The organism is Dyella marensis, from assembly GCF_049532885.1.
GTDB lineage: Bacteria > Pseudomonadota > Gammaproteobacteria > Xanthomonadales > Rhodanobacteraceae > Dyella_D > Dyella_D marensis.
In genome coordinates this window covers 1,581,595-1,601,623 of the sequence record NZ_CP064029.1, presented here as the reverse complement: position 1 = coordinate 1,601,623, position 20,029 = coordinate 1,581,595, and the positions used below count along the sequence as shown (strand labels likewise).

The window sequence follows — 20,029 nt, the reverse complement described above, 5'->3', positions numbered from 1 at the left end:
CGTTGGGGTTCGCCTGCGGCTCACCCCAACCTACGTCCCATTACGTCCGGCTCAGCGGCACGCGGGCAGTTTGAGCGTCTGCCCCGGCTTGATGTGCTGCTGCCTGATGCCGTTGAGCTGGGCCACTTCCTGCACGTCCGAGCAGCCGAGCTTGCGCACGATGCCGGCCAGGGTGTCGCCGCGCTTCACCGTATAGCTGCGCGACTTCGACGGCGCGGAACGCGAAGGCGTCGGATCCGGCGTGGAGGCCACCACCGGCACCACCGCGGTATGCAGGTCGTTGGCCAGGATCGGCCAGGGGCCATCGGCGCAGCGCGCCGCATAGGACGGCTCGATCAGCTTCGGCACCACCAGCTTGGTGCCCTGCGGCAGCGCCGCCTGCGGATCGACGCGCGGATTGAGATTGCGCAAGGTGCGGAACCAGCCGCTCTCCATGCTGCCGGCCGAACCCAGGCACACCGTGAGCTCGCTCAGCGAGGCCGGCCGCTTCAGCACCACGCTGCCCGGCACGCCGTCCACCTTGGGGAAGCGCAGGTTGTAGCTGTCCGGATGCAGGAACAGCCACGCCGCCGCCAGCACCGCCGGCACGTAGTCGCGAGTCTCCTGCGACAGCTGGTTGTAGATGCGCGGGTCGTAGAAGCTCACCGAAGTGTCGTCGCCGACCAGGCGGCGCATGCGGCCCTCGCCGCCGTTGTAGGCGGCCAGCGTCACTTCCAGGTTGTTGTTGAAGATGCCGAGCTGCTCGTCCAGGTATTCGGCGTTGGCGCGCGCGGCCAGCGCCGGATCGAAGCGCTCGTCGAAGCCGCCGTCGCTGCTGAGGCCGAAGCGCAGGCCGGTGGCGTACATGAACTGCAGCGGGCCCGCCGCGCCGGAGCGCGACACCGCATGCACCTTGCCGCCGGACTCCTTGGCCATGATGCCGAACAGCACCGCCTCAGGCAGGTCGCGGCTCTGGTAGGCCGGCCACATCTGGTAGCGCATGTACTGATAGTTGACGTAGGCGTCCATCAGGTTGGAGCGCCACTGGGTCAGCCACATCTCCAGCGCCGCCTTCACCGGGCCGTTCATGGCGATCAGCTCCGACAGCTTCTGGCCGTGCAGCAGGGTCACGCTGCGCTGCGCCTGCGGCAGGCTGGCGGCGCCGGTCTTGCCGGTGCCGGCGCTGCCCTCGGGCGTCTGCTCGCCGCTGACTTCCACATCGTCGCCGAGCGAGAAGCTGCCGTCCTTCAGGCGCAGCAGGCGGTCGTACACGGCGAAGAAGCGCTGCGGATCGCAGCCGGGGCTGCTGCCGCACTGCGCCGAAGCGCGCTTGAGCTGCTCCAGCGAGGTGGACAGCGTCTGCTGCGAAGCCTGCGCGTCGCCGGCGCGCGCCTGCTGCAGCGCCGTGTCGTAGCCCTTGCTGGCCTGGTCCAGCTGCGCGTACAGCGCGTTCACCTGGGCCGAGGGTGCCGCCGCCTTGGTGCCGCCGCCGCTCGCGCAGGCGCTCAGCGCGGCCAGCGCCGCGAACAGGGGAAGCAGGCGCAGGGAGCGCGCGGAAGCGGTTGACGGCATGGGGAAAGTCGCGTGTCGAAAGCGACGACAATAGCTTGAGAGCGGGGAACGGGGAACAGGGAGCGGGGAACATGCGGGTCGATATGAAGGATGGGGATGGGGCTGCGACGCTCCTGCCGTTCCCCGTTCCCCGTTCCCCGTTCCCCGTTCCCCGTTCCCCGTTCCCCGTCCCCCGTTCCCCGTTCCCCGTTCCCTGCTCCTACAATCGCCGCGCCCCTACCGGACGGACCCTCATGACTGACATCCTCATCGGCCGCAACGACAGCGCCACCGTCAACCTCGACCCGCATTACGGCAACCGGCACGGCATGATCGCCGGCGCCACCGGCACCGGCAAATCGGTCTCGCTGATGGTGCTGGCCGAAGGCTTCTCGCGCCTGGGCGTGCCCTGCTTCCTGGCCGATGCCAAGGGCGACCTCGCGGGCCTGGCGATGGCCGCCGGCGAGCCGGGCGACAAGCTCAAAGCGCGCCTGGCCAAGCTCGACCTGAAGGACTGGAAGCCGCAGGCCAATCCGGTGATCTTCTGGGACATCTACGGCAAGCTCGGCCACCCCGTGCGCGCCACCATCAGCGAGATGGGCCCCACCCTGCTCGGCCGCATCCTGGAATTGAACGACACCCAGGAAGGCGTGCTCGAAGTCGTTTTCAAAGTGGCCGACGACAACGGCTGGCTGCTGCTGGACCTGGCCGACCTGCGCGCCCTGCTCGGCTTCGCCGCCGAACACGCCAAGGACATCTCCACCCAGTACGGCCTGATCAGCACGCAGAGCATCGCCGCGATCCAGCGCGCGGTGCTGAAGCTGGAACAGGACGGCGCCGACCAGTTCTTCGGCGAGCCGGCGCTGGAGCTGGCCGACCTGATGCGCCAGGACATGAGCGGCCGCGGCGTGATCAACGTGCTGGCGGCCGACCAGTTGATCCTCAAACCCCGCCTGTATTCCACCTTCCTGCTGTGGCTGCTGTCGGAGCTGTTCGAGCAGCTGCCGGAAGTGGGCGACCTGGAGCAGCCGAAGATGGTGTTCTTCTTCGACGAGGCGCACCTGCTGTTCGACGACGCCCCGGCCGCGCTGCTGCAGCGCGTGGAACAGGTGGTGCGGCTGATCCGCTCCAAGGGCGTGGGCGTGTATTTCTGCTCGCAGAATCCGGACGACGTGCCCGGCAATATCCTCGGCCAGCTCGGCAACCGCGTGCAGCACGCGCTGCGCGCGTTCACGCCGCGCGACCAGAAAGCGGTGAAGGCCGCGGCCGAAACCTTCGCGCCGAATCCGAAGCTCGACGTCACCGACGCCATCACCAAGCTCGCCGTCGGCGAGGCCCTGGCCTCCACTCTGCGCGATGGCGGCGTGCCCTCGCCGGTGGAACAGGTGCTGGTGGCCTCGCCCACCGCGCGCATCGGCGCGATCACCGAGGCCGAGCGCGCCACGGTGCGCCAGCGTTCGCCGGTGGGCGCCAAGTACGACACCGCGGTGAACCGCGAATCGGCGGCCGAGATGCTGGCGGCGCGCGCGGGCGAGAAAGTCGCTTCCGCCACCCCGGCCGGCAAGGGCGCGCCCGCCGCGGCCGAAGGCCCCGGCTGGGGCGACGCCGTGCGCGACGTGCTGCTGGGCAACGGCCGCCGCCAGGGCGTGATCGAGGCGATGGCCAAGTCGGCCACGCGCAGCATCGGCTCGCGCCTGGGCACGCAGATCGTGCGCGGCGTGCTGGGCAGCATCTTCGGCGGCAAGCGCTGAGCGCGGCACCATGCCGAAGATCCCCACGGTCGCCGCCGACAAACCCTTTGCCGAACGCCTGCCCGCGGCGTTCGCCTATCCCTTGCGCGGTGCCGCGCTGGCCAGTTGCGCGGCGATGGCGCTGGCGCACCTCGTCGTCGGTCTGCTGCCGGCGCTGCTCGGCGGCATCTGCACCCTGGCGATATGGGCGGCCACATGGCGCTACGCCGCGGACTGCATGCTGCACACCGCCAACGGTTTCGCCGACCCACCGGACGTCAGCCTGGGCGGCAATGAATCCTCCGGCTGGGCGCTGACTGCGATCCACCTGTTCCTGGCCGCGCTGTGCATACTCGCGGCGGTGTTCTTTCCGCGTGCGCTGTGGCCGATCCTGCTGGTATCGGTGCTGATTCTGCCGGCGATCGACATGACGCTGGCATTCGAGGGCAACCTCGCCGACGCGCTCAATCCGCTGCAGATGCTGCGCGTGATCGGCGGCTTCGGCCTGGCCTACCTGATTCCCGTGACGATCAACCTTATCGTGGCGGGGCTGATCGTGCTGGCCGGAGCGGCCACCGGTGTGCTGCCGCGGCTGGTCGCGCAGCCGCTGTATGCGTTCGCCTACACCTATCTGATCGTGCTCGGCTTCCATCTGATGGGCGCGATGATCCACGAGCGCCACGAGCAGTTCGGCATGGCGCCCGAGGCCGAGCGCCTGGTCGCCGCGAGCGGCCAGGACGAGGACAGCCGCCTGCTCGCCGCCGTGCAGCAGCGCGCCGCGGAACAGCCGCGCGCCGCCATCGACATGCTGGTGGGCCGCCTGCAGGACCGCAGCGCGCCGGCCTCGCTGCACCTGGCCTATCGCCAGCTGCTGCGCCAGGAAGGCCTGCGCGAGGCCTTGCTGGTGCACGGGCAGATCTGGACCGCCGCCCTGCTCGCCAACAACGAAGGCAAGCGCGCGCTGGGCCTGGTGCAGGAATGCATGGAGATCGATCCGGCCTTCCTGCCGGACGACCCGGCCACCGCCGGCCCACTGGCCGAACTGGCCGCGCGCATGGGCATGAGCCGGCTCGCGGTGAAGCTGTGCAAAGGCTATCTTTCCAAGTGGCCGCGCACGCCCGAAGCGCCGCGCATCGGCCTGCTCGCCGCGCAGCAGCTCGGCCTGCGGCTGGACCAGCCCGCCGAAGCGCTGGTGCTGCTGCGCAAGCTCGCCGCCGCATTTCCGGACCACCCGGTGCACGCGGAACTGATCGCCCTGGAACGACAACTGCTGGATACCCCTCAAGCCCGATGAGCCGCTGGCGCCCACCTTCCCCCTCCTCGACCGCGATCATCACCCGCGAAGGCTTCGAGAAGCTCAAAGCCGAACTGGACCACCTCTGGCACACGCTGCGGCCGGAAGTGGTGAAGGCGCTCGCGGCCGCCGCGGCCGAAGGCGACCGTTCGGAGAATGCCGAATACACCTATCGCAAGAAGCAGCTCGGCGAGATCGATCGCCGCGTGCGTTACCTGAGCAAGCGGATTCCCGCGCTGAAAGTGGCGGAAGGCGCACCGGCGGATCGCGCCGTGGTGTTCTTCGGCGCACGCATCGAGCTGGAGAACGTGGACAGCGGGGAGACGGTGATCTATCGCATCGTCGGCCCCGACGAGACCGACGCGAAAGCCGGCTGGATCAGCATCGATTCGCCGATGGCGCGGGCCGCGCTGAAGAAGCGCGTGGACGACGAATTCGACGCGGAGCTGCCGGGCGGGCGTACGCGGTTTGCGATCGTGTCGGTGGGGTACTGATACGCCCTACCGAGCCGGCGCGACATACATCGAAGCCGTCATCCCGGCGCAGGCCGGGATCCAGTAACGACACCGCTCGGTCGTCGGCACAACGCTGAAAGCAGCTGTTTGACGTAGCGACCACGACCCAACGTGGTCGCCACTGGATCCCGGCCTGCGCCGGGATGACGATCAAAAGCGAAACGCCGCGCTTCCGCGGTTACTTCGCCCCTTCGCTCATCTGCGCCGCAATCTGCTGCTGGTGCGACTCGAAGAACGCCACGTTGGCCGGATTCACCTTCGACTGGTCGATGGTCTTGGCCAGGTTGGGATCGCTGCGCGCCTGCACCGCCAGCGCCGCGTTCATCAGCGCGAGATTGGCCAGCAGGAATTCCTTGGGCGTGAAGCCGTGCTTCTGCACCAGCGGCGCGAGCTTGCTGTCGCCGCCGACCGCGTAATTGGCCAGATCGTCCAGGTTGCGCACCTTGGCGGGATCCGGCGCCGGCTGCGGGCGGATGTCCTGCGCACGCGCTTCCTTGGTCACCGCCATCAGGCGGCCGAGCACGTCTTCGTTGAGCGTGTAATTCCTGATCGCCAGCTGGTCGGCGGCGGGCAGTTCGGGACCGCTCGCGTTCGCCGGTGACTGGCCGGACTGGCGCTGCGGCGCCGCCTGCGGCTGCGGTGCGGCTTGCGGGCGGGGGCTGGCCTGCGCCGAGGCCGACAGCGGCGACAGCGCGGCGGCGCCCATCATCGAGAGCGCGAACAGCCAGCGCATGGAGGCGCCGCGGCGGTGGGCGTGGTGCTGAGTCATGCGAGATCTCCTGGTGGCATGAACGCCTCACCCTACGGATAAAGGATGAACCTCACCTGCCCAGGCGGGCTGAGCAAGATTGAATTTCCGACGCCGGGAAAGGGGTTCCCGGCTCTCAATGCGCCTGCAATTGCTGCAGCACCTGCTTGTGATCCGCCTCGATCTGCCGCAGCCGCGCATCGCGCGCCGCGTCGCTGACCCAGCGCCCGTGCTGGGCCTGCTGCCGCTGCAAGGTGTATTCCATGTCCGAGAACGGACGCAGCACCAGGCTGTTGGCGGGTACGAAACCGGCGAGATCGGGAATGCGTGCCAGGTTGTCGCGCTCGCGCTCGCCCGCCGTACCGCCGCCCTTGCCGTAGCCCAGCATGAAATCGGTCAGCTGCTTGCGCAGCTTCGGCTCCATGCCGGCGCGCACCACCAACACGCCGGAAGGAATCAGGCTGGAGCGCCAGATCACCTTCAGCTGTGCGGCCTGGTCGGGGAAATTGCGGCGGAACAGGTCCAGGTCCGGGTTGTTGCCGCTGCACACATCCACTTCGCCGTTGACCACGGCCAGCGCATTGTTCTGGTGGTTGCCCACGCGCACGCGGGCGAAGAAGGTGTCGGAGTTGAGTCCGCGCGGCGCGAACACTTCGGCTTCCGGCGCGACATAGCCGGTCACCGACAAGGGCTCGCCGCGCGCATAGCGCCAGCGGCCGGGATGCGCCAGCAGGCCGCTCAGGTCGTGAATGGGGCCGTCCGCGCGCACCACCAGCAAGGCCACGTTGCCCTTGGCGCCGTCGCTGCGCTCGAACTGCGCGAACACGCTCATCTGCTGGCGCAGCACCGCTTCGATGGCCAGCCGGCCGGACAGGAAGGCGATATCCACGCGTTGCTCGCCGATCGCGCCGGAAAGACCGGCATAGCTGCTCACCGAAACGGTGGTGATCGGATGGCCCAGCCGCTTTTCCAGGTCGGCCAGCAGCGGACGCCACTGCTCGCGCGATTCCGCCGCGCTGCCGATCGGCAGAATGCCGAAGCGGATCGGCTCCGCCGGCACGGCTTCGGCCGCCGCCGCGGCGAGCGGCAGCCAGCAAACCAGTCCGAGCAGCCAGGATCCGATCCAGCGCCAACGCCCCGACGTTCCGGCTGTCATAAGAACCGCCCCCGATTTGCCCCCGGCGTTTATATAGCCGCGAAACCCATGCGCCGGCAATTGCCGCGACAGTTCATGACGGCGGCGAGGCGGCGGCCGGCACCGGCGGCGGATAGCGCCGCCCATGGCGCAGGGGCTGGTAGCACGCGGCCCCGCGGTGAAAAGCCTCGCTGCCGTTGTCCGCATGCCAGCCGGGAATGCCGGACAGCGGCAGCGGGCGCAGTTCGAGCGGATCTCGCAGCAGCGTGCCGTCCGCGATGCCGGCGGCGCAGCGCTGCGCCAGCGCGGCCTCGCCCCGGTCGCCGCAGGCGAACACCAGGGCCTTGCCCACCAGCAGCTTGCCGTCCGTCAGCGCGTGCTCCAGCAGCGCATGGCCGAACACCTCGGCATGGATCGAACCGTCCAGCCAGGCCTCGCGGCGGCGCCAGAACAGGCCGTGCCAGTCGTGCGCGTCCCACAGCGCCAGCAGCGAAGGATCGCGCACGGCCACCAGCACGCCGGCTTCGTCGAAATGAGTGAGCGCGTATTGCGGCCGCGAGCGCGTGCGCGGCCCCATCTGCGCGATCCCGGCCACCTGCTGCGCATTCAGCGCGCGCTTGATCCCCGGATAGCGCAGCCAGGCCAGCGCATTGAACAGGTCGTGCCAGTTGGCGGCGCGCGTGGCGATGGCGCCCTGCGTGTGGATGCGCTGCTCGTAGTGCAGGCCGTCGTCCAGCACGGCACGCGTCTGCGCCACGAAGCGCTCGCGCTGCTGCGGCGGCAGCAGCGCATCGAGCCGGGCGACGTCGGGCCAGTCAGGCCCGCACAGCAGGTCGGCGTACTCGCGCCAGGCCGCCAGCGGCGGCCGCTGGAACACGGCCGGATCGACCGAGCCGCGCGCGGGCGCCACGTAGCGCATGGGGAATCAGCCGGCGAGGCGCGCGTGCAGATCGTGCTCGTCGGCGGCTTCGACCACCACGTCGACGAACTGGCCCGGCTTCAGCGGCTGGCCGGGTTTGGCCGGGTCGAGCGCGATGCGCACCAGGCCGTCGATCTCCGGCGCGTCGGCGGCGGAACGCGCGACCGCGCCGTGCGCGTCGGCTTCGTCCACCAGCACCCGGATGGTGCGGCCGATCTTGCGCTGCAGCTTGGCCGCCGAGATTTCCGCCTGCACCGCCATGAACTGCTCCAGGCGGTCTTCCTTCAATTCCTCGGACACCGCGCCCGGCAGCTCGTTGGCCTTGGCGCCGTCCACCGGCGAATAGGCGAAGGCGCCGACGCGGTCCAGTTCCGCCTCGCGCAGGAAATCCAGCAGCTCTTCGAATTCGGCGTCCGTCTCGCCGGGGAAGCCGACGATAAACGTGCTGCGGATGGTCAGGTCCGGCACCGCCTTGCGCCAGTTGCGCACGCGCTCCAGCGTCTTGTCGATGTTGCCCGGGCGCTTCATCAGCTTGAGGATGCGCGGGCTGGCGTGCTGGAACGGGATGTCCAGGTACGGCAGCAGCTTGCCGTCCGCCATCAGCTGCATCACTTCGTCCACGTGCGGATACGGGTAGACGTAGTGCAGGCGCGTCCACACGCCCAGCTCCGACAGGCCTTCGCACAGCTCGGTCATGCGCGTGCGCCAGCTCCTGTCGCGCCACTGGCGCTCGGCGTACTTCAGGTCCACGCCGTAGGCGCTGGTGTCCTGCGAGATCACCAGCAGTTCCTTCACGCCGCCCTTCACCAGGCGCTCGGCTTCGAGCAGCACTTCGTCGACCGGACGCGAGACCAGGTCGCCGCGCATCGAGGGGATGATGCAGAAGCTGCAGCGATGGTTGCAGCCTTCCGAGATCTTCAGGTACGCGTAGTGCTTCGGCGTGAGCTTGATCCCGACCGAGTCATCGCCTTGGGCGCCAAGGCGCCCAAGCGGAATGATGTCCAGCAGCGGATTGCGCTTCGGCGGCAAGGTGGCGTGCACCGCGTTCATCACGCTGGCGTAGTCCTGCGGGCCGGTGATCGCCAGCACGTCCGGATAAGCCTCGCGGATCAGCTCCGAGCGCTTGCCCAGGCAGCCGGTGACGATGACCTTGCCGTTCTCGTGCAGCGCCTCGCCGATCGCATCCAGCGACTCCTGCACCGCCGCGTCGATAAAGCCGCAGGTGTTGACCACCACCGCATCGGCCGCGCCGTAGCTGGGCACGATCTCGTAGCCTTCGACCTTGAGCTGGGTAAGGATGCGCTCGGAATCGACCAGGGCCTTGGGGCAGCCGAGGCTGACGAAACCGATCTTCTGGGTGGCCTGGGACATGACCTGGGGACCGTTAAGAGGTTGGCAAACCGGGAATTATAGCCGAACCCGCCTGCCCCGTCCGGACCGGTTCCCCACCGCGGTCAGGACTTCCATTCCTCGGTATAGGCATAGCGCGTGGGCCGCAGCGACATGTACTGCACCACGCGCGGGCGCCGCGCCCGGTTCGGGCTGCTGCCGTGCGGCAGCAGGTGGTGCCAGATCACCATGTCGCCGCGGTGGGCGGCGATCGGCTGCAGGGCCAGGGTGCGGCGCGCATGGTCGTTCGGATTCACGCCGGCCGGAACGGTCTTCAGCCACTGCTTCAGCTCGCGATGGAAGCCCGGCACGCAGCTGAAGGCGCCCTGGTCGGGCGCCACGTCGGCGAGATACAGGATGCCCTGCAGCTCCAGATGGTGCGGTTCGGCCAGCGTGGAATCCCAGTGCAGATGCGGGCCGGGAAACATCCATTCGGGGCGCTCGGGCGGATTGAAGCCGACCTGGTCGACGGTGACCCACAGATCCTCGCGCCCCCACAGCTGCGCATGCGCCTTGTGGATGCGCGGCGAGCGGCGATTGGCCGCCACCGCCGGATGGTGCAGCAGCGGCACCCAGATCGAGTGGCCGAGCGACGGGCGGTACCAGGACTCGGGATCGTCGCGGTCCATGCCGAGAAAATCGTAGATGGCCGCTTCGGTGGTCCGCGCCGCTTCCGGCGCGATGGCGTTGCGCAGGATGACGTAGCCGTGCTCGTCCCAATGCGCGAGGTCGTCGGCGCTCAAGCCTTCGACGTGGTCGAGAGCGCCGACTTCCGCGCCGACCGCCTCGCCCGCCAGCGCGCGCCGCAGGCGCTCGACCGCCGCTTCGTCCAGCTCGCCGCCATGGCGCTCGCCGATCCACGCTTCGAACTGCGCGAAGCTCGGCTTGTGCTGATGCAGGTAACGCAGGGTTTCCAGCACGTTGAGGCGCAGGCCGGCGAGCAGGGTTTTCACGACGTCCTGCGGCAGCGGCGCCACCGAACCCGGCGCGCACTGGCAAGCCCAGTACGTGTGCAACTGCTCGATACCCAGGCCTGCCGCCGTTTCGATCATCGTGCCCCCCGACACTTCACAGATGTTTCCGCTGCGCCGCGGCGCTTCAATAATCGCGAATATCCAGCGTGATGAAGCAGCGCGCGCTGTAGCCCGGCCCGCCCGACGGCCAGGTCAGCTGGGCCAGCAGGCGGTCGCCGCCCGGCCAGGGCTGGTTGTCCAGCAGTGCTTCGGCCAGCACCGCGCCATCGTCGGCGCGGCGATAGAACAGGCGGATCCAGTGCAGCTCGCCGCTCAGCGACTCGTTGCGCAGCGCCTCCTGCAAACCCTGCAGCAAGCCATCCGGAGCGGCCACGTCGTCGCGGCTCATCGCCAGCGGGCCGACGAAGATGTCCCAGCTGCGCAGGCCCAGTTCCCAGTTCTGCAGTTGAAGGCGCCGGTCGTCGGTGACGTACCAGCACGAGGCCAGCAGGACATACAAGGCATTGCGCTCGAACGCCTTCAGCGCATCGCGCATGCCCGCGTCGCCGCGGCCCTGGCCGGCGAAGCTTTCCTCGATATGGCGCTCTTCGCTGATCACCACGTCGACGTCGAGCCGGCCCGGCGCGTCGCCCGCGCCTTCGTGCCAGGTGGCGCGGATGGCCGGGAAATCGCCGTCGGTGACCAGCCATTCCTCGTCCGGTTCGAGTTCCACCTCGTGGCGCTCGAACAGGCGCAGCAGGTCGGTTTGCACGGATTGGCCGTTCATCGAAACATCCTTGGAAATAAGCCGCGATAGCCTCTCATAAATGCAGGGCCGCTCCCATCCGCCTAAACTTGCCGCTTTGCGGCAGCGAGAAAGCGTCATGGGCCAGAACATCAACCTTCCCACCTCCGGCACCCAGTGCATCGGCGCCTATCTGGCCAAGCCCGAAGGCAAGCCCAAGGGCGGCATCGTGGTGATCCAGGAAATCTTCGGCGTCAACGCGCATATCCGCAGCGTCGCCGACCGCCTCGCCGCGGCGGGCTACGTTGCCGTGGCGCCGCATTTCTTCGATTACCTGGAGAGCGGCGTGGAGATGGACTACAACGCCGACACCATGGCGCGCGGCAAGGCGCTGGTGAACGAGCTGGGCATGGATCGCGCCGTCGAGGCCGTGGGCAGCGCGGCCGCATCGATCGCCTACGTCGGCAACATCGGCACCGTGGGCTTCTGCTGGGGCGGCACGGTGGCGCTGCTGGCGGCGATCCGGCTGGGGCTGCCCTCGGTGAGCTACTACGGTGCGCGCAACCTGCCCTATCTCGACCAGCCGCCGCAGGCGCCGGTGATGTTCCACTTCGGCGAACTCGACAGGAGCATCCCGCCGGAGATGGTGGCCAGGCACCGCGAGAAACTGCCGCAGATGGAGATCTACACCTACCCGGCCGACCACGCCTTCAACCGCGACATCGGCGCGCAATACCACGAGCCCAGCGCGACGCTGGCCTGGGACCGCAGCATGGGTTTCTTCGCGCGCGAACTGGCCGGCGCATGAGCGGGCACTTCGCGCTGGACGGCCGCCTCGCCGCCGACACCCGCCACGTCGCCAGCCTGCCGCTGTGCGAGCTGCTGCTGATGAACGATGCACGCTTCGCCTGGCTGGTGCTGGTGCCGCGCAAGGCCGGCATGGTGGAGATCGCGGACCTCGCGGACACCGAGCAGCGCACGCTGTGGAGCGAAGTGAATCAGGCGGCGGCCGCGCTGCGCGCTTGCGCGCCTTGCGACAAGCTCAACCTGGGTGCGCTGGGCAATATCGTGCGGCAGCTGCATGTGCACGTGGTGGCGCGGCGCGAAGGCGATGCGGCCTGGCCGGGGCCGGTGTGGGGCAGCGGTGCGGCGCAGGCGTATGCGCCGGAGGCGCTGGCCCAGCTCATCGCCAACCTGCGAAACGCACTGGCGTAGGTTGGGGTGAGCCGCAGGCGAACCCCAACGTTCGGGCGTGATCTCGTTGGGGTTCGCCTGTGGCTCACCCCAACCTGCGCCAGCGGAAAATAAAAAAGCCCGCGATCGCTCGCGGGCTTTTTGCTGCAACGAAGCGAACTCAGCGCTGCGACGGATCGTATCCGCCGCCGCTCGCTTCCTTGCCCTTCAGTTCGTCATTCATCTTGACCGGGGCGTGGTAGTCCTCCAGCGCGCGCGCCTTGGTCTCCACCGGGTTGATCTTCTTCAGCGTGCCGCCGTCGTCGTAGTACACGGCGAAGCCGTAATCCAGCTGCATGCGCGCCATGAACTCCAGATGCGCCTTGCGCACCTTGGACTCGTCGCTGGGAGTGAGCAGCACGGTCTTGGGCAGCTTGCCCTGGTCCTTCAGATAGGCGAAGTGGCTGCCGGTGTCGAGCGCCGAGAGCACCGCGCCGTCGACCACGAACTGGCCGCTCTTGTAGGCCTCCACCGTGGCGTCGAACTGGCCCTGCATCTGGGCCGTCTTGATGGCCTCGTCCTTGGTGGCGCCGCGATGGCAACCGGCCAGGACCAGCATGCTGCCCAGCAGGACGGCGGCAGCGCTGCGGCTGAGTAGCGTGGATAGACGAATCATGTGCATCTCCGGCAATTCAATTCAGGTGAAGACAACGAAGCGAGTGTAGCGCCGGCCCCCTGGCCTGCACCGGCGCGGGGCGACGGCCGTTCAGCTGCCGCCCCGCGCGAATTCCTGCGAATCAGGTGCGCGGCAGCGTGACGCCGAGCTGGCCCTGGTATTTGCCGCCGCGGTCGCGGTAGCTGGTCTCGCATTCCTCGTCGGATTCGAGGAACAGCATCTGCGCCACGCCTTCATTGGCATAGATCTTGGCCGGCAGCGGCGTGGTGTTGGAGAACTCCAGCGTGACGTGGCCTTCCCACTCCGGCTCCAGCGGCGTCACGTTGACGATGATGCCGCAGCGCGCGTAGGTGCTCTTGCCCAGGCAGATGGTCAGCACGCTGCGCGGAATGCGGAAGTACTCCACCGTGCGCGCCAGCGCGAACGAGTTCGGCGGGATGATGCACACGTCCGCCTCCACGTCGACGAAGCTGGTCGGGTCGAACGCCTTCGGGTCGACGATGGTGGAGTTGATGTTGGTGAAGATCTTGAATTCGCGCGCGCAGCGCACGTCGTAGCCGTAGCTGGACGTGCCGTAGGAGACCAGCTTGTTGCCGTCGCGGAGCTTGATCTGGCCCGGCTCGTACGGCTCGATCATGCCCTTCTGCTCGGCCATGCGCCGGATCCACTTGTCGGATTTGATGCTCACTCGGACTCCCGTTGCGATCTGCTGGTCCGGCCGCGCGCGAACGCCGGGCCGAAAGCGGAAAAACATAGCGGATCGCCCTGGGTCCCGCCAGTCGCGGCGGCGGGCCGGCGGATTTGCCGGCGACCGCTCCGGCGATGCGGGACGCTGCCGCACACGAGGCCGATCATCGTCAGCCAGCCGCAAGCCAGGAAAGACAAACCACTGATTCGAAGAGATTTTCCGAACAGACCAATCGAAACCCAGGCTGAGCGCCGGCTAAATCCGCCCTGCCCGCATCCGTCAACACGCCCTCCGGCCTCCCGTTCTCCGCAGCACCCGGGCACGCAGTTCCACCATTCCAAAGAGGAGAACGTCCATGCAGCATCGCATCAGCTTCCGCCGTCTCGCGCTCGCCGGCTTCATCGCCGCCGCCTTCGGCGCCGCTGCCCACGCGCAGGAGGCACCGGTCAATCAGGACGTGCAGCGCAACGTCGACCAGCAGCAGCGCATCGAGAACGGCGTCAAGGATGGCCAGCTGACCACCCGCGAAGCCTCGCAGCTGGAACAGGGCCAGGCCCACGTCGACCGCATGGAGCAGCGCGACCTGAAGAAGGGTCCGCTGACCAGCCAGGAACAGGCCCAGATCCAGCACGCCGAGAACGTGCAGAGCCGCGACATCTACCGCGACGCGCACAACGGCCGCACGCAGAACCCCGACTCCGTTTCCTCGCGCCGCATGGCCGCCGACGTGCAGCGCAACGTCAACCAGGAGAAGCGCATCGACCAGGGCGTGCGCAGCGGCTCGCTCAACGACAACCAGGTGGCGCACCTGCAGGGCCGCGAGGCGCACGTCGACCACGAGGAGCACAACGCCGGCGCCAACGGCCATGTGAGCCGCGGCGAGCAGCGGCATATCCAGCGCACGGAGAATCGCGACAGCCGGGCGATCCACCGGCAGAAGAAGGCTGGTGGCTGATCCGGATGACGGAGACACGACGGGCGCCGCGAGGCGCCCGTTTTTTTATGCGGCGAGTATGGCGAACGGGCGGGACAACGCGGCGCGGATGCGTTCCACGTGGCCGGCATCGCCGAGCAGGGCTTCCGCCGAACAGCCTGCGCCGCGACCCGAGGCGCTCCATTGCGCGACCGGCTTGTCCGGGAATTCCAGGCTGGACACCAGCCGGCCGGCGCAGGTTGGGGTGAGCGCAGCGAACCCCAACAGCCCCGTACCGCGGTCGCCATGTTGGGGTTCGCTGCGCTCACCCCAACCTACGCCGTGGCTGGTCATGCCGTCGGCGTGCCCTGCACGATGATCTTGCCCAGCCCCAGCGACTTGTTGCGCGGCTGGCGCGACAGGCGCCCCGCGGCATTGCGCGCGATCTCGCGATAGCGCGCGGCCAGGTCGGAATCGGGAATCGCCGCCACAGTAGGCGTGCCGCTGTCGGCCTGCTCGCGGATGCGGATATCCAGCGGCAGGGAGCCCAGATAGGCCACGTGGTACTGCTCGGCCATGCGCGCGCCGCCGCCCTCGCCGAAGATCGGTTCCTCGTGCCCGCAGTTCGTGCACACGTGGGTGGCCATGTTCTCCACCACGCCCAGCACCGGCACCTCGACCTTCTCGAACATCTTCAGCGCCTTGCGCGCATCCAGCAGGGCGATGTCCTGCGGCGTGGTGACGATCACCGCGCCGGCCACCGGCACCTTCTGCGACAGCGTGAGCTGGATGTCGCCGGTGCCGGGCGGCAGGTCGATCACCAGGTAGTCGAGCTGCTCCCAGCGCGAGTCGTTGAGCAGCTGCATCATGGCCTGGGTGACCATGGGGCCGCGCCAGATCATCGGCGTCTCTTCGTCGACCAGGAAACCGATCGACATCGCCTGCAGGCCATGCGCCTGCAGCGGGGTGATGGTCTTGCCGTCCGGCGATTCCGGCTTGCCGCTGATGCCGAGCATGCGCGGCTGGCTGGGGCCGTAGATGTCCGCATCGAGCACGCCGACCTTGGCGCCCTCGGCGGCCAGCGCCAGCGCGAGGTTGGCGGACACGGTGGACTTGCCCACGCCGCCTTTGCCCGAGGCGACCACGATGATGTTCTTCACGTTGGGCAGCGGCGCCAGCGTGCCCTGCACCTTGTGCGCGTAGATGCGGCTGCCTGCCGACACCGCGGCGGCCTCGATCGCCGGGTCCGCTTCCAGCGCCTGCTTCGCCAGCGCGGCGATCGCGTCCACGGCGCCCGCGGCGGGATAGCCCAGCTGCAGGTCGACCGAGACGCGCGCGCCGTCCACGCCCACGGCGCGCAGGCTGTCGGCGAGCGGCGCGCCGGTGTGGGGGTCGATCGTGTCGCCGAGGATGCGGCGTACCAGGGCTTCGCTTGCCTGCGTCATGGAAGGGATTTGCTGCGGGAGAGAGTGGCCATTATGCCAGCCCATGGCCCCATTACTGAGCTGCCGCGGCCTCCAGGCCGAGCTTGCGCATTGCAGCTTGACGGGCCGGCGGGGCCTCGTCAGGCTCCGTCCATACCGTTTCGTATGGGAGGGACTGCATGAAGCCTTTGATCCGCCTCGCCACCGCCGCCGGCCTGCTCTTCGCCGCAGGCGCCGCCCTGGCCGCCAGCAACTCGCCGGTGGGCACCTGGAAGACCATCGACGACAAGACCCACCAGCCCAAGTCCATCGTGGAGATCACCGAGGTCAACGGCGAGCTGCAGGGCAAGGTGCTGCACGTGCTGCAGTCCGACCATGGCCCGAACCCGAAGTGCGAGGAATGCGACGGCGCGCGCAAGGACCAGCCGATCGAAGGCATGGTGATCATGTGGGGCGTCAAGCAGGACGGCGACGAGTGGGACGGCGGCAAGATCCTCGATCCCAAGAACGGCAAGACCTACAAGGTCAAGCTGAAGGTGCTGGAGAACGGCGCCAAGCTCGACGTGCACGGCTACATCGGCTTCTCGCTGATCGGGCGCAGCCAGGTGTGGGAACGCCAGGAGTGAGGCGGCTTTCGTCGCCCCTGGGAATAGGGAATAGGGAATAGGGAATAGGGAATAGGGAATAGGGAATAGGGAATAGGGAATAGGGAATAGGGAATCGGAGCGCGCCCCGCAAGTATTGCGGGGCGCGCTTTTTCTATTCCCGATTCTCTATTCCCTATTCCCGATTCCCAGCCTCAGCACGATGCACCGTCACGCCGCGGGCGGTGTAGGCCGCCCGCGTCGCCTTGTCCACCTCGTGCTCCACCACCAGGTGCTGTACCTCGCCCAGCTCCGCCACGCGATGCGTGGCCACCGTGCCGAGCTTGTCGCTGGTGACCACCACCGCGGTCTCGCCGCTGCACTCGACCATGGTGCGCTTGAACAGCACTTCCTCGCTGTCGAAACCCCACAGGCCGCCGTCCAGATCCAGCGCGCAGGCGCCGGGAAAGCACAGGTCCGCGCGGATGCCCTGCAGCGACTTCACCGCCTGCGCACCCACCGCGCCGCCGATGCGCGCATCTACGCGGCCGCCGACCAGCAGGATTTCGAAACCCTCGCGGTCCATCAGCGCCAGCGCCACGTCCGGCGCATTGGTCACCACCGTCAGGCCGCTGCGTTCGGGCAGCGCCGCGGCGATGGCGGTATTGGTGGAACCGGCGTCGATCAGCAGGATCTGCCCCTGCCGCACCAGCGTCGCCGCCTTGCGCGCGAGCGCCTGCTTGCGGCCGGCGTGTTCGGCGCGGCGCTGCTTCAGCGGCTGCACGGTGACGGTGAGCGGCAGCGCGCCGCCGTAGACGCGTTTGCACAGGCCCTGCGCGGCCAGTTCGCGCAGGTCGCGGCGGATCGAGTCCTCCGACACCTGGAACTCCGCCGCCAGCTCCGCCGCCACCACGCGGCCGCGGCTGCGCAGGCGCTGCAGGATCCATTGCTGGCGTTCCTGCGGCAGCGCCTCCGCGGGGATGCTTTCGCTGGCGATGCTGCGGCTCATGCGGCGGCCCTGGCGTCGACCAGTCCCTGCGCCGCGAGCCAGTCGCGCAGGCCGTCCGCACCCTGGAACCACCACGCATGCATACCCAGCGCGGCGGCCGCGTCGACGTTGCGCCGTGCGTCGTCGATATAGATGCTGCGCGCCGGCTCGATGCCGTAGCGCTCGAACAGGCGCTGGTAGATACGCGGATCGGGCTTGATCAGGCGCTCCTCGCCCGACACCACGATGCCTTCGAACCAATGCAGGAAGTCGTACAGCTGCAGCGCGCGCGGGAAGGTTTCGTTCGACCAGTTGGTGAGCGCATACAGGCGCACGCCGCGCGCCTTCAGCTCCGCCAGCAGCTCCACGCTGCCGGCGATGGGGCCGGCCAGCATTTCTTCCCAGCGCTCGCGGAACGCATTGATCAGCGGCGCCTGTTGCGGATGCCTGGCGCAGAGTTCGGCGATCGCCTCGCTCCACGGCCGGCCCGCATCCTGCTGCTCGTTCCACGGTCCCGTGCAGACCTCGGCGAGGAAATGCTCCATCGCCGCCTCGTCGTCGAACAGCTGGCGGTACAGATGGCGCGGATTCCAGTCGACCAGCACGCCGCCGAGGTCGAACACCACGGTATCGATCATTGCATCACCTTTGTTCATCGCCGCACGATCCGCGCCGAAGCGGACACCACCACCAGCAGCCCCGCCACCACGGCCATCGCCACCGGCAGGCTGCTGATCTTCGAAAGAAAGCCGATCAGGGCCGGCCCGCTGAGCAGGCCGACATAGCCGAGCATGGTCACCGTCGCCAGCGCGACCGCCGGCGAGGTACCCGGCAGGCGGCCCGCGGCGCTGAACATCACCGGCACGATGTTGGACGCGCCGATGCCGACCAGCAAGAAGCCGAGCAGCGCGGCCGGCGCCCACGGCACCATGGAAACCAGCGCAAAACCGGCCGCGGCGATGGCCGCGCCCGCGCGCACCGTCCACACCGTGCCCACCCGCTGCACCAGCCGGTCGCCGGCGAGGCGGCCCAGCGCCATGGCGATGGAGAAGCAGGCGTAGCCGACGCCGGCGGAGCTGGCCGCGAAGCCGCGGAAGTCGCGCAGGAACACCGCGCTCCAGTCCAGCATCGAACCTTCCGCCATGAAGCTGACGAAGCACAGCAGGCCCAGCAGCAGCACCAGGCCGCGCGGCATGCCGAACGCCGCATGGCCTTCCGCCTCGCCGGCGCCGGGAAGCAATCCATCGCGCAGGAAGAACACCAGGGCGGCAAGCAGTGCCGCGACCGCCGTCGCGCACCAGGCCAGCGCAAGGCCCGTGGCGAGCAAGGCGCTCATCACCGCCGCGCCGGTCAGGCCCCCGACGCTGAAGAGTCCGTGGAAACCGGACATCAGCACGCGGCCGTCGAGCCTCTCCACCTCCACCGCGTGCGCATTCATGGCGACGTCGACCACGCCCAGCATCACGCCGAAATAGGCCAGCGCCGCGGTAAGCGCGATTGCGCTCGGCGCCAGCGCCAGCGCCGGCAAGGCCAGGCACAGCAGCAGGCCGGAGGCGACGATCACCCGGCGGTTGCCGTAGCGATGGCTGAGCCAGCCCACGAACGGCATCGACGCCATCGAACCGCCGCCGAACACCAGCAGGATCAGCCCCAGCTGGGCGTCGTCCAGGCCCAGCCGCGACTTGGCGTACGGCACCATCGGCGCCCACGCCGACATGCCGATGCCGGAGACCAGGAAGATCAGGCGGGTGGACAGCGTGGCGCGGCCCAGGGATACACGGCCGCCCAGGGCGCCGTCGGTGCTTGCTTTCATGCGGTGTTGCTCGGGGTCAACAATGGGGATAAATGTATACAATCGTGCATAAACAAGCAAACGGCGAAAGTGCGCGACGCTTAAGCTCCTCTCCCCTTGGGAGAGGGGTTGGGGTGAGGGTACGGGCGGAGCGCAAGAGTGATGCGCACCGCTCCGGCCGTACCCTCATCCGGCTGCCGCCACCTTCTCCCGGAGGGAGAAGGGCTCTACCTTGGAGGACTAGGGAAATAGCGCAGCTCACAAGGAACGTCATGCCCACCATCCTCACCCACGCCGCCGTCCCCCTCCTGCTCGGCGCCGCCGCCGGCAGGCGCGCGGTATCGCCCCGCCTGCTCGCCGCCGGCGCCATCGCCGCCATGGTCCCCGACGCCGACGTGCTGGCCTTCAAATTCGGCATCGCCTACGCCGACAGCTTCGGCCACCGCGGCGCCACGCATTCCATCGGCATGGCGCTCGCGCTCGGCGCGATCGCCGCACTCGCCCATCGCCCCTTGCGGACCACCGCGTGGCGAGCATTCCTGTTCGTCGGCCTCGCCGCCCTCTCGCATCCGCTGCTGGATGCGCTGACCGACGGCGGCCTCGGCGTAGCGCTGGCCTGGCCGTTCTCCAGCGAGCGCTTCTTCTTCCCCTGGCGGCCGATCGCGGTGTCGCCGATCGGCGCGCGCTTCTTCAGCGCGCGCGGCCTGTCGGTGCTGGCTTCCGAACTGCGCTGGGTATGGCTGCCCTGCGGCCTGGCGGCGCTCGCCGTGTGGCTGGCCCGGCGGCGTGCCGGCAGCGCGCGCGTGCCATAATCCTCGATCCCTCCGCCAGCC

Annotated in this window: 22 protein-coding genes; 8 read left to right on the top strand and 14 right to left on the bottom strand. The window is 68.7% G+C overall.

Translation table 11 applies throughout. The annotated features are described in order from the left end of the window. Nucleotides 1-51: 51 nt before the first annotated feature. On the bottom strand, nucleotides 52-1,551 hold the full coding sequence (locus ISN75_RS07135) for a transglycosylase SLT domain-containing protein (RefSeq protein WP_168648560.1): 1,500 nt from the start codon (nucleotides 1,549-1,551) through the stop codon (nucleotides 52-54). Nucleotides 1,552-1,784: 233 nt separating this feature from the next. On the opposite strand from ISN75_RS07135, the gene ISN75_RS07130 reads away from it, so the two are divergent. Genes ISN75_RS07130 through greB form a run of 3 tightly spaced genes read left to right on the top strand, consistent with a single transcriptional unit; the run spans nucleotide 1,785 to nucleotide 5,048 of the window. After that, nucleotides 1,785-3,281 (top strand): helicase HerA-like domain-containing protein, encoded by a 1,497-nt coding sequence (locus ISN75_RS07130; RefSeq protein ID WP_167255804.1) that lies wholly within the window; start codon nucleotides 1,785-1,787, stop codon nucleotides 3,279-3,281. Between the two features lie 10 nt (nucleotides 3,282-3,291). Beyond that, entirely contained in the window at nucleotides 3,292-4,554 is a 1,263-nt protein-coding gene (locus tag ISN75_RS07125) for a hypothetical protein (RefSeq protein ID WP_168648559.1), read from the top strand. Continuing rightward, a complete protein-coding gene (gene greB, locus ISN75_RS07120; RefSeq protein ID WP_167255808.1) occupies nucleotides 4,551-5,048 on the top strand; it encodes a transcription elongation factor GreB in 498 nt (165 codons plus the stop codon). Before ISN75_RS07125 ends, greB begins: the two co-directional genes overlap by 4 nt. A gap of 199 nt (nucleotides 5,049-5,247) precedes the next feature. Here the strand turns inward: greB and ISN75_RS07115 are convergent, their stop codons facing one another. From ISN75_RS07115 to ISN75_RS07090, 6 genes are all read right to left on the bottom strand, one after another. Then, a complete protein-coding gene (locus ISN75_RS07115; RefSeq protein WP_343819843.1) occupies nucleotides 5,248-5,838 on the bottom strand; it encodes a hypothetical protein in 591 nt (196 codons plus the stop codon). A 115-nt stretch (nucleotides 5,839-5,953) separates the two neighbouring features. Beyond that, nucleotides 5,954-6,973 carry a phosphate/phosphite/phosphonate ABC transporter substrate-binding protein gene (gene phnD / locus ISN75_RS07110; protein WP_168648557.1) on the bottom strand — a complete coding sequence of 340 codons (1,020 nt, stop codon included), beginning with the start codon at nucleotides 6,971-6,973 and terminating at the stop codon, nucleotides 5,954-5,956. 73 nt (nucleotides 6,974-7,046) lie between these two features. Continuing rightward, nucleotides 7,047-7,871, bottom strand: coding sequence for a DUF3025 domain-containing protein (locus ISN75_RS07105; protein ID WP_343819841.1), 825 nt, complete (start codon nucleotides 7,869-7,871; stop codon nucleotides 7,047-7,049). 6 nt (nucleotides 7,872-7,877) lie between these two features. Further along, entirely contained in the window at nucleotides 7,878-9,242 is a 1,365-nt protein-coding gene (gene rimO / locus ISN75_RS07100; protein ID WP_167255816.1) for a 30S ribosomal protein S12 methylthiotransferase RimO, read from the bottom strand. A gap of 83 nt (nucleotides 9,243-9,325) precedes the next feature. Continuing rightward, nucleotides 9,326-10,312, bottom strand: a complete 987-nt coding sequence (locus ISN75_RS07095) for a phytanoyl-CoA dioxygenase family protein (protein WP_343819838.1) — start codon at nucleotides 10,310-10,312, stop codon at nucleotides 9,326-9,328. A 46-nt stretch (nucleotides 10,313-10,358) separates the two neighbouring features. Beyond that, nucleotides 10,359-11,000 carry a DUF6348 family protein gene (locus ISN75_RS07090; protein WP_343819836.1) on the bottom strand — a complete coding sequence of 214 codons (642 nt, stop codon included), beginning with the start codon at nucleotides 10,998-11,000 and terminating at the stop codon, nucleotides 10,359-10,361. Between the two features lie 97 nt (nucleotides 11,001-11,097). Here ISN75_RS07090 and ISN75_RS07085 point away from each other — a divergent pair, with 97 nt between their 5' ends. Both ISN75_RS07085 and ISN75_RS07080 read left to right on the top strand, forming a co-directional pair. After that, on the top strand, nucleotides 11,098-11,766 hold the full coding sequence (locus ISN75_RS07085; protein ID WP_343819834.1) for a dienelactone hydrolase family protein: 669 nt from the start codon (nucleotides 11,098-11,100) through the stop codon (nucleotides 11,764-11,766). Further along, complete coding sequence (locus ISN75_RS07080) at nucleotides 11,763-12,173, top strand: HIT family protein (RefSeq protein ID WP_343819833.1); 411 nt, start codon at nucleotides 11,763-11,765, stop codon at nucleotides 12,171-12,173. The genes ISN75_RS07085 and ISN75_RS07080 overlap by 4 nt, the downstream gene beginning before the upstream one ends. Nucleotides 12,174-12,312: 139 nt before the next feature. Here the strand turns inward: ISN75_RS07080 and ISN75_RS07075 are convergent, their stop codons facing one another. After that, nucleotides 12,313-12,807, bottom strand: coding sequence for a hypothetical protein (locus tag ISN75_RS07075; protein WP_167255827.1), 495 nt, complete (start codon nucleotides 12,805-12,807; stop codon nucleotides 12,313-12,315). 121 nt (nucleotides 12,808-12,928) lie between these two features. Further along, the gene (gene dcd / locus ISN75_RS07070) at nucleotides 12,929-13,495 is read right to left on the bottom strand and encodes a dCTP deaminase (RefSeq protein WP_167255829.1); all 567 of its coding nucleotides are present in this window, start codon (nucleotides 13,493-13,495) and stop codon (nucleotides 12,929-12,931) included. Between the two features lie 355 nt (nucleotides 13,496-13,850). Here dcd and ISN75_RS07065 point away from each other — a divergent pair, with 355 nt between their 5' ends. Further along, a complete protein-coding gene (locus tag ISN75_RS07065; protein WP_343819832.1) occupies nucleotides 13,851-14,450 on the top strand; it encodes a hypothetical protein in 600 nt (199 codons plus the stop codon). Between the two features lie 45 nt (nucleotides 14,451-14,495). Here ISN75_RS07065 and ISN75_RS07060 read toward each other — a convergent pair whose 3' ends face one another. Together ISN75_RS07060 and apbC are read right to left on the bottom strand one after the other, a co-directional pair. Then, complete coding sequence (locus tag ISN75_RS07060) at nucleotides 14,496-14,762, bottom strand: hypothetical protein (RefSeq protein ID WP_343819830.1); 267 nt, start codon at nucleotides 14,760-14,762, stop codon at nucleotides 14,496-14,498. Beyond that, complete coding sequence (gene apbC / locus ISN75_RS07055) at nucleotides 14,759-15,853, bottom strand: iron-sulfur cluster carrier protein ApbC (RefSeq protein WP_343819829.1); 1,095 nt, start codon at nucleotides 15,851-15,853, stop codon at nucleotides 14,759-14,761. The genes ISN75_RS07060 and apbC overlap by 4 nt, the downstream gene beginning before the upstream one ends. 158 nt (nucleotides 15,854-16,011) lie before the next feature. Here apbC and ISN75_RS07050 point away from each other — a divergent pair, with 158 nt between their 5' ends. Beyond that, nucleotides 16,012-16,458 (top strand): DUF2147 domain-containing protein, encoded by a 447-nt coding sequence (locus ISN75_RS07050; protein WP_167255837.1) that lies wholly within the window; start codon nucleotides 16,012-16,014, stop codon nucleotides 16,456-16,458. 154 nt (nucleotides 16,459-16,612) lie between these two features. Here the strand turns inward: ISN75_RS07050 and ISN75_RS07045 are convergent, their stop codons facing one another. From ISN75_RS07045 to ISN75_RS07035, 3 genes are read right to left on the bottom strand one after another with little or no spacing between them, the layout of a single operon-like run. Then, nucleotides 16,613-17,425: a DeoR/GlpR family DNA-binding transcription regulator gene (locus ISN75_RS07045; protein WP_167255839.1), complete on the bottom strand. Its 813-nt coding sequence runs from the start codon at nucleotides 17,423-17,425 to the stop codon at nucleotides 16,613-16,615. Continuing rightward, the gene (locus ISN75_RS07040; protein ID WP_243868080.1) at nucleotides 17,422-18,042 is read right to left on the bottom strand and encodes an HAD family hydrolase; all 621 of its coding nucleotides are present in this window, start codon (nucleotides 18,040-18,042) and stop codon (nucleotides 17,422-17,424) included. Before ISN75_RS07040 ends, ISN75_RS07045 begins: the two co-directional genes overlap by 4 nt. A 14-nt stretch (nucleotides 18,043-18,056) precedes the next feature. Then, nucleotides 18,057-19,217 carry an MFS transporter gene (locus ISN75_RS07035; RefSeq protein ID WP_343819827.1) on the bottom strand — a complete coding sequence of 387 codons (1,161 nt, stop codon included), beginning with the start codon at nucleotides 19,215-19,217 and terminating at the stop codon, nucleotides 18,057-18,059. Between the two features lie 251 nt (nucleotides 19,218-19,468). On the opposite strand from ISN75_RS07035, the gene ISN75_RS07030 reads away from it, so the two are divergent. Next, entirely contained in the window at nucleotides 19,469-20,008 is a 540-nt protein-coding gene (locus tag ISN75_RS07030) for a metal-dependent hydrolase (RefSeq protein ID WP_168648546.1), read from the top strand. Nucleotides 20,009-20,029: the final 21 nt, after the last annotated feature.

Coding starts and splice junctions, on each gene's coding strand:
- ISN75_RS07050 (WP_167255837.1), top strand. CDS start 16,012: ATGAAGCCTTTGATCCGCCTCGCCACCGCCGCCGGCCTGCTCTTCGCC.
- ISN75_RS07135 (WP_168648560.1), bottom strand. CDS start 1,551: ATGCCGTCAACCGCTTCCGCGCGCTCCCTGCGCCTGCTTCCCCTGTTC.
- phnD (WP_168648557.1), bottom strand. CDS start 6,973: ATGACAGCCGGAACGTCGGGGCGTTGGCGCTGGATCGGATCCTGGCTG.
- greB (WP_167255808.1), top strand. CDS start 4,551: ATGAGCCGCTGGCGCCCACCTTCCCCCTCCTCGACCGCGATCATCACC.
- ISN75_RS07035 (WP_343819827.1), bottom strand. CDS start 19,217: ATGAAAGCAAGCACCGACGGCGCCCTGGGCGGCCGTGTATCCCTGGGC.
- ISN75_RS07080 (WP_343819833.1), top strand. CDS start 11,763: ATGAGCGGGCACTTCGCGCTGGACGGCCGCCTCGCCGCCGACACCCGC.
- ISN75_RS07030 (WP_168648546.1), top strand. CDS start 19,469: ATGCCCACCATCCTCACCCACGCCGCCGTCCCCCTCCTGCTCGGCGCC.
- ISN75_RS07115 (WP_343819843.1), bottom strand. CDS start 5,838: ATGACTCAGCACCACGCCCACCGCCGCGGCGCCTCCATGCGCTGGCTG.
- ISN75_RS07065 (WP_343819832.1), top strand. CDS start 13,851: ATGCAGCATCGCATCAGCTTCCGCCGTCTCGCGCTCGCCGGCTTCATC.
- ISN75_RS07095 (WP_343819838.1), bottom strand. CDS start 10,312: ATGATCGAAACGGCGGCAGGCCTGGGTATCGAGCAGTTGCACACGTAC.
- ISN75_RS07125 (WP_168648559.1), top strand. CDS start 3,292: ATGCCGAAGATCCCCACGGTCGCCGCCGACAAACCCTTTGCCGAACGC.
- ISN75_RS07105 (WP_343819841.1), bottom strand. CDS start 7,871: ATGCGCTACGTGGCGCCCGCGCGCGGCTCGGTCGATCCGGCCGTGTTC.
- ISN75_RS07085 (WP_343819834.1), top strand. CDS start 11,098: ATGGGCCAGAACATCAACCTTCCCACCTCCGGCACCCAGTGCATCGGC.
- apbC (WP_343819829.1), bottom strand. CDS start 15,853: ATGACGCAGGCAAGCGAAGCCCTGGTACGCCGCATCCTCGGCGACACG.
- ISN75_RS07075 (WP_167255827.1), bottom strand. CDS start 12,807: ATGATTCGTCTATCCACGCTACTCAGCCGCAGCGCTGCCGCCGTCCTG.
- rimO (WP_167255816.1), bottom strand. CDS start 9,242: ATGTCCCAGGCCACCCAGAAGATCGGTTTCGTCAGCCTCGGCTGCCCC.
- ISN75_RS07090 (WP_343819836.1), bottom strand. CDS start 11,000: ATGAACGGCCAATCCGTGCAAACCGACCTGCTGCGCCTGTTCGAGCGC.
- ISN75_RS07045 (WP_167255839.1), bottom strand. CDS start 17,425: ATGAGCCGCAGCATCGCCAGCGAAAGCATCCCCGCGGAGGCGCTGCCG.
- ISN75_RS07060 (WP_343819830.1), bottom strand. CDS start 14,762: ATGACCAGCCACGGCGTAGGTTGGGGTGAGCGCAGCGAACCCCAACAT.
- ISN75_RS07040 (WP_243868080.1), bottom strand. CDS start 18,042: ATGATCGATACCGTGGTGTTCGACCTCGGCGGCGTGCTGGTCGACTGG.
- ISN75_RS07130 (WP_167255804.1), top strand. CDS start 1,785: ATGACTGACATCCTCATCGGCCGCAACGACAGCGCCACCGTCAACCTC.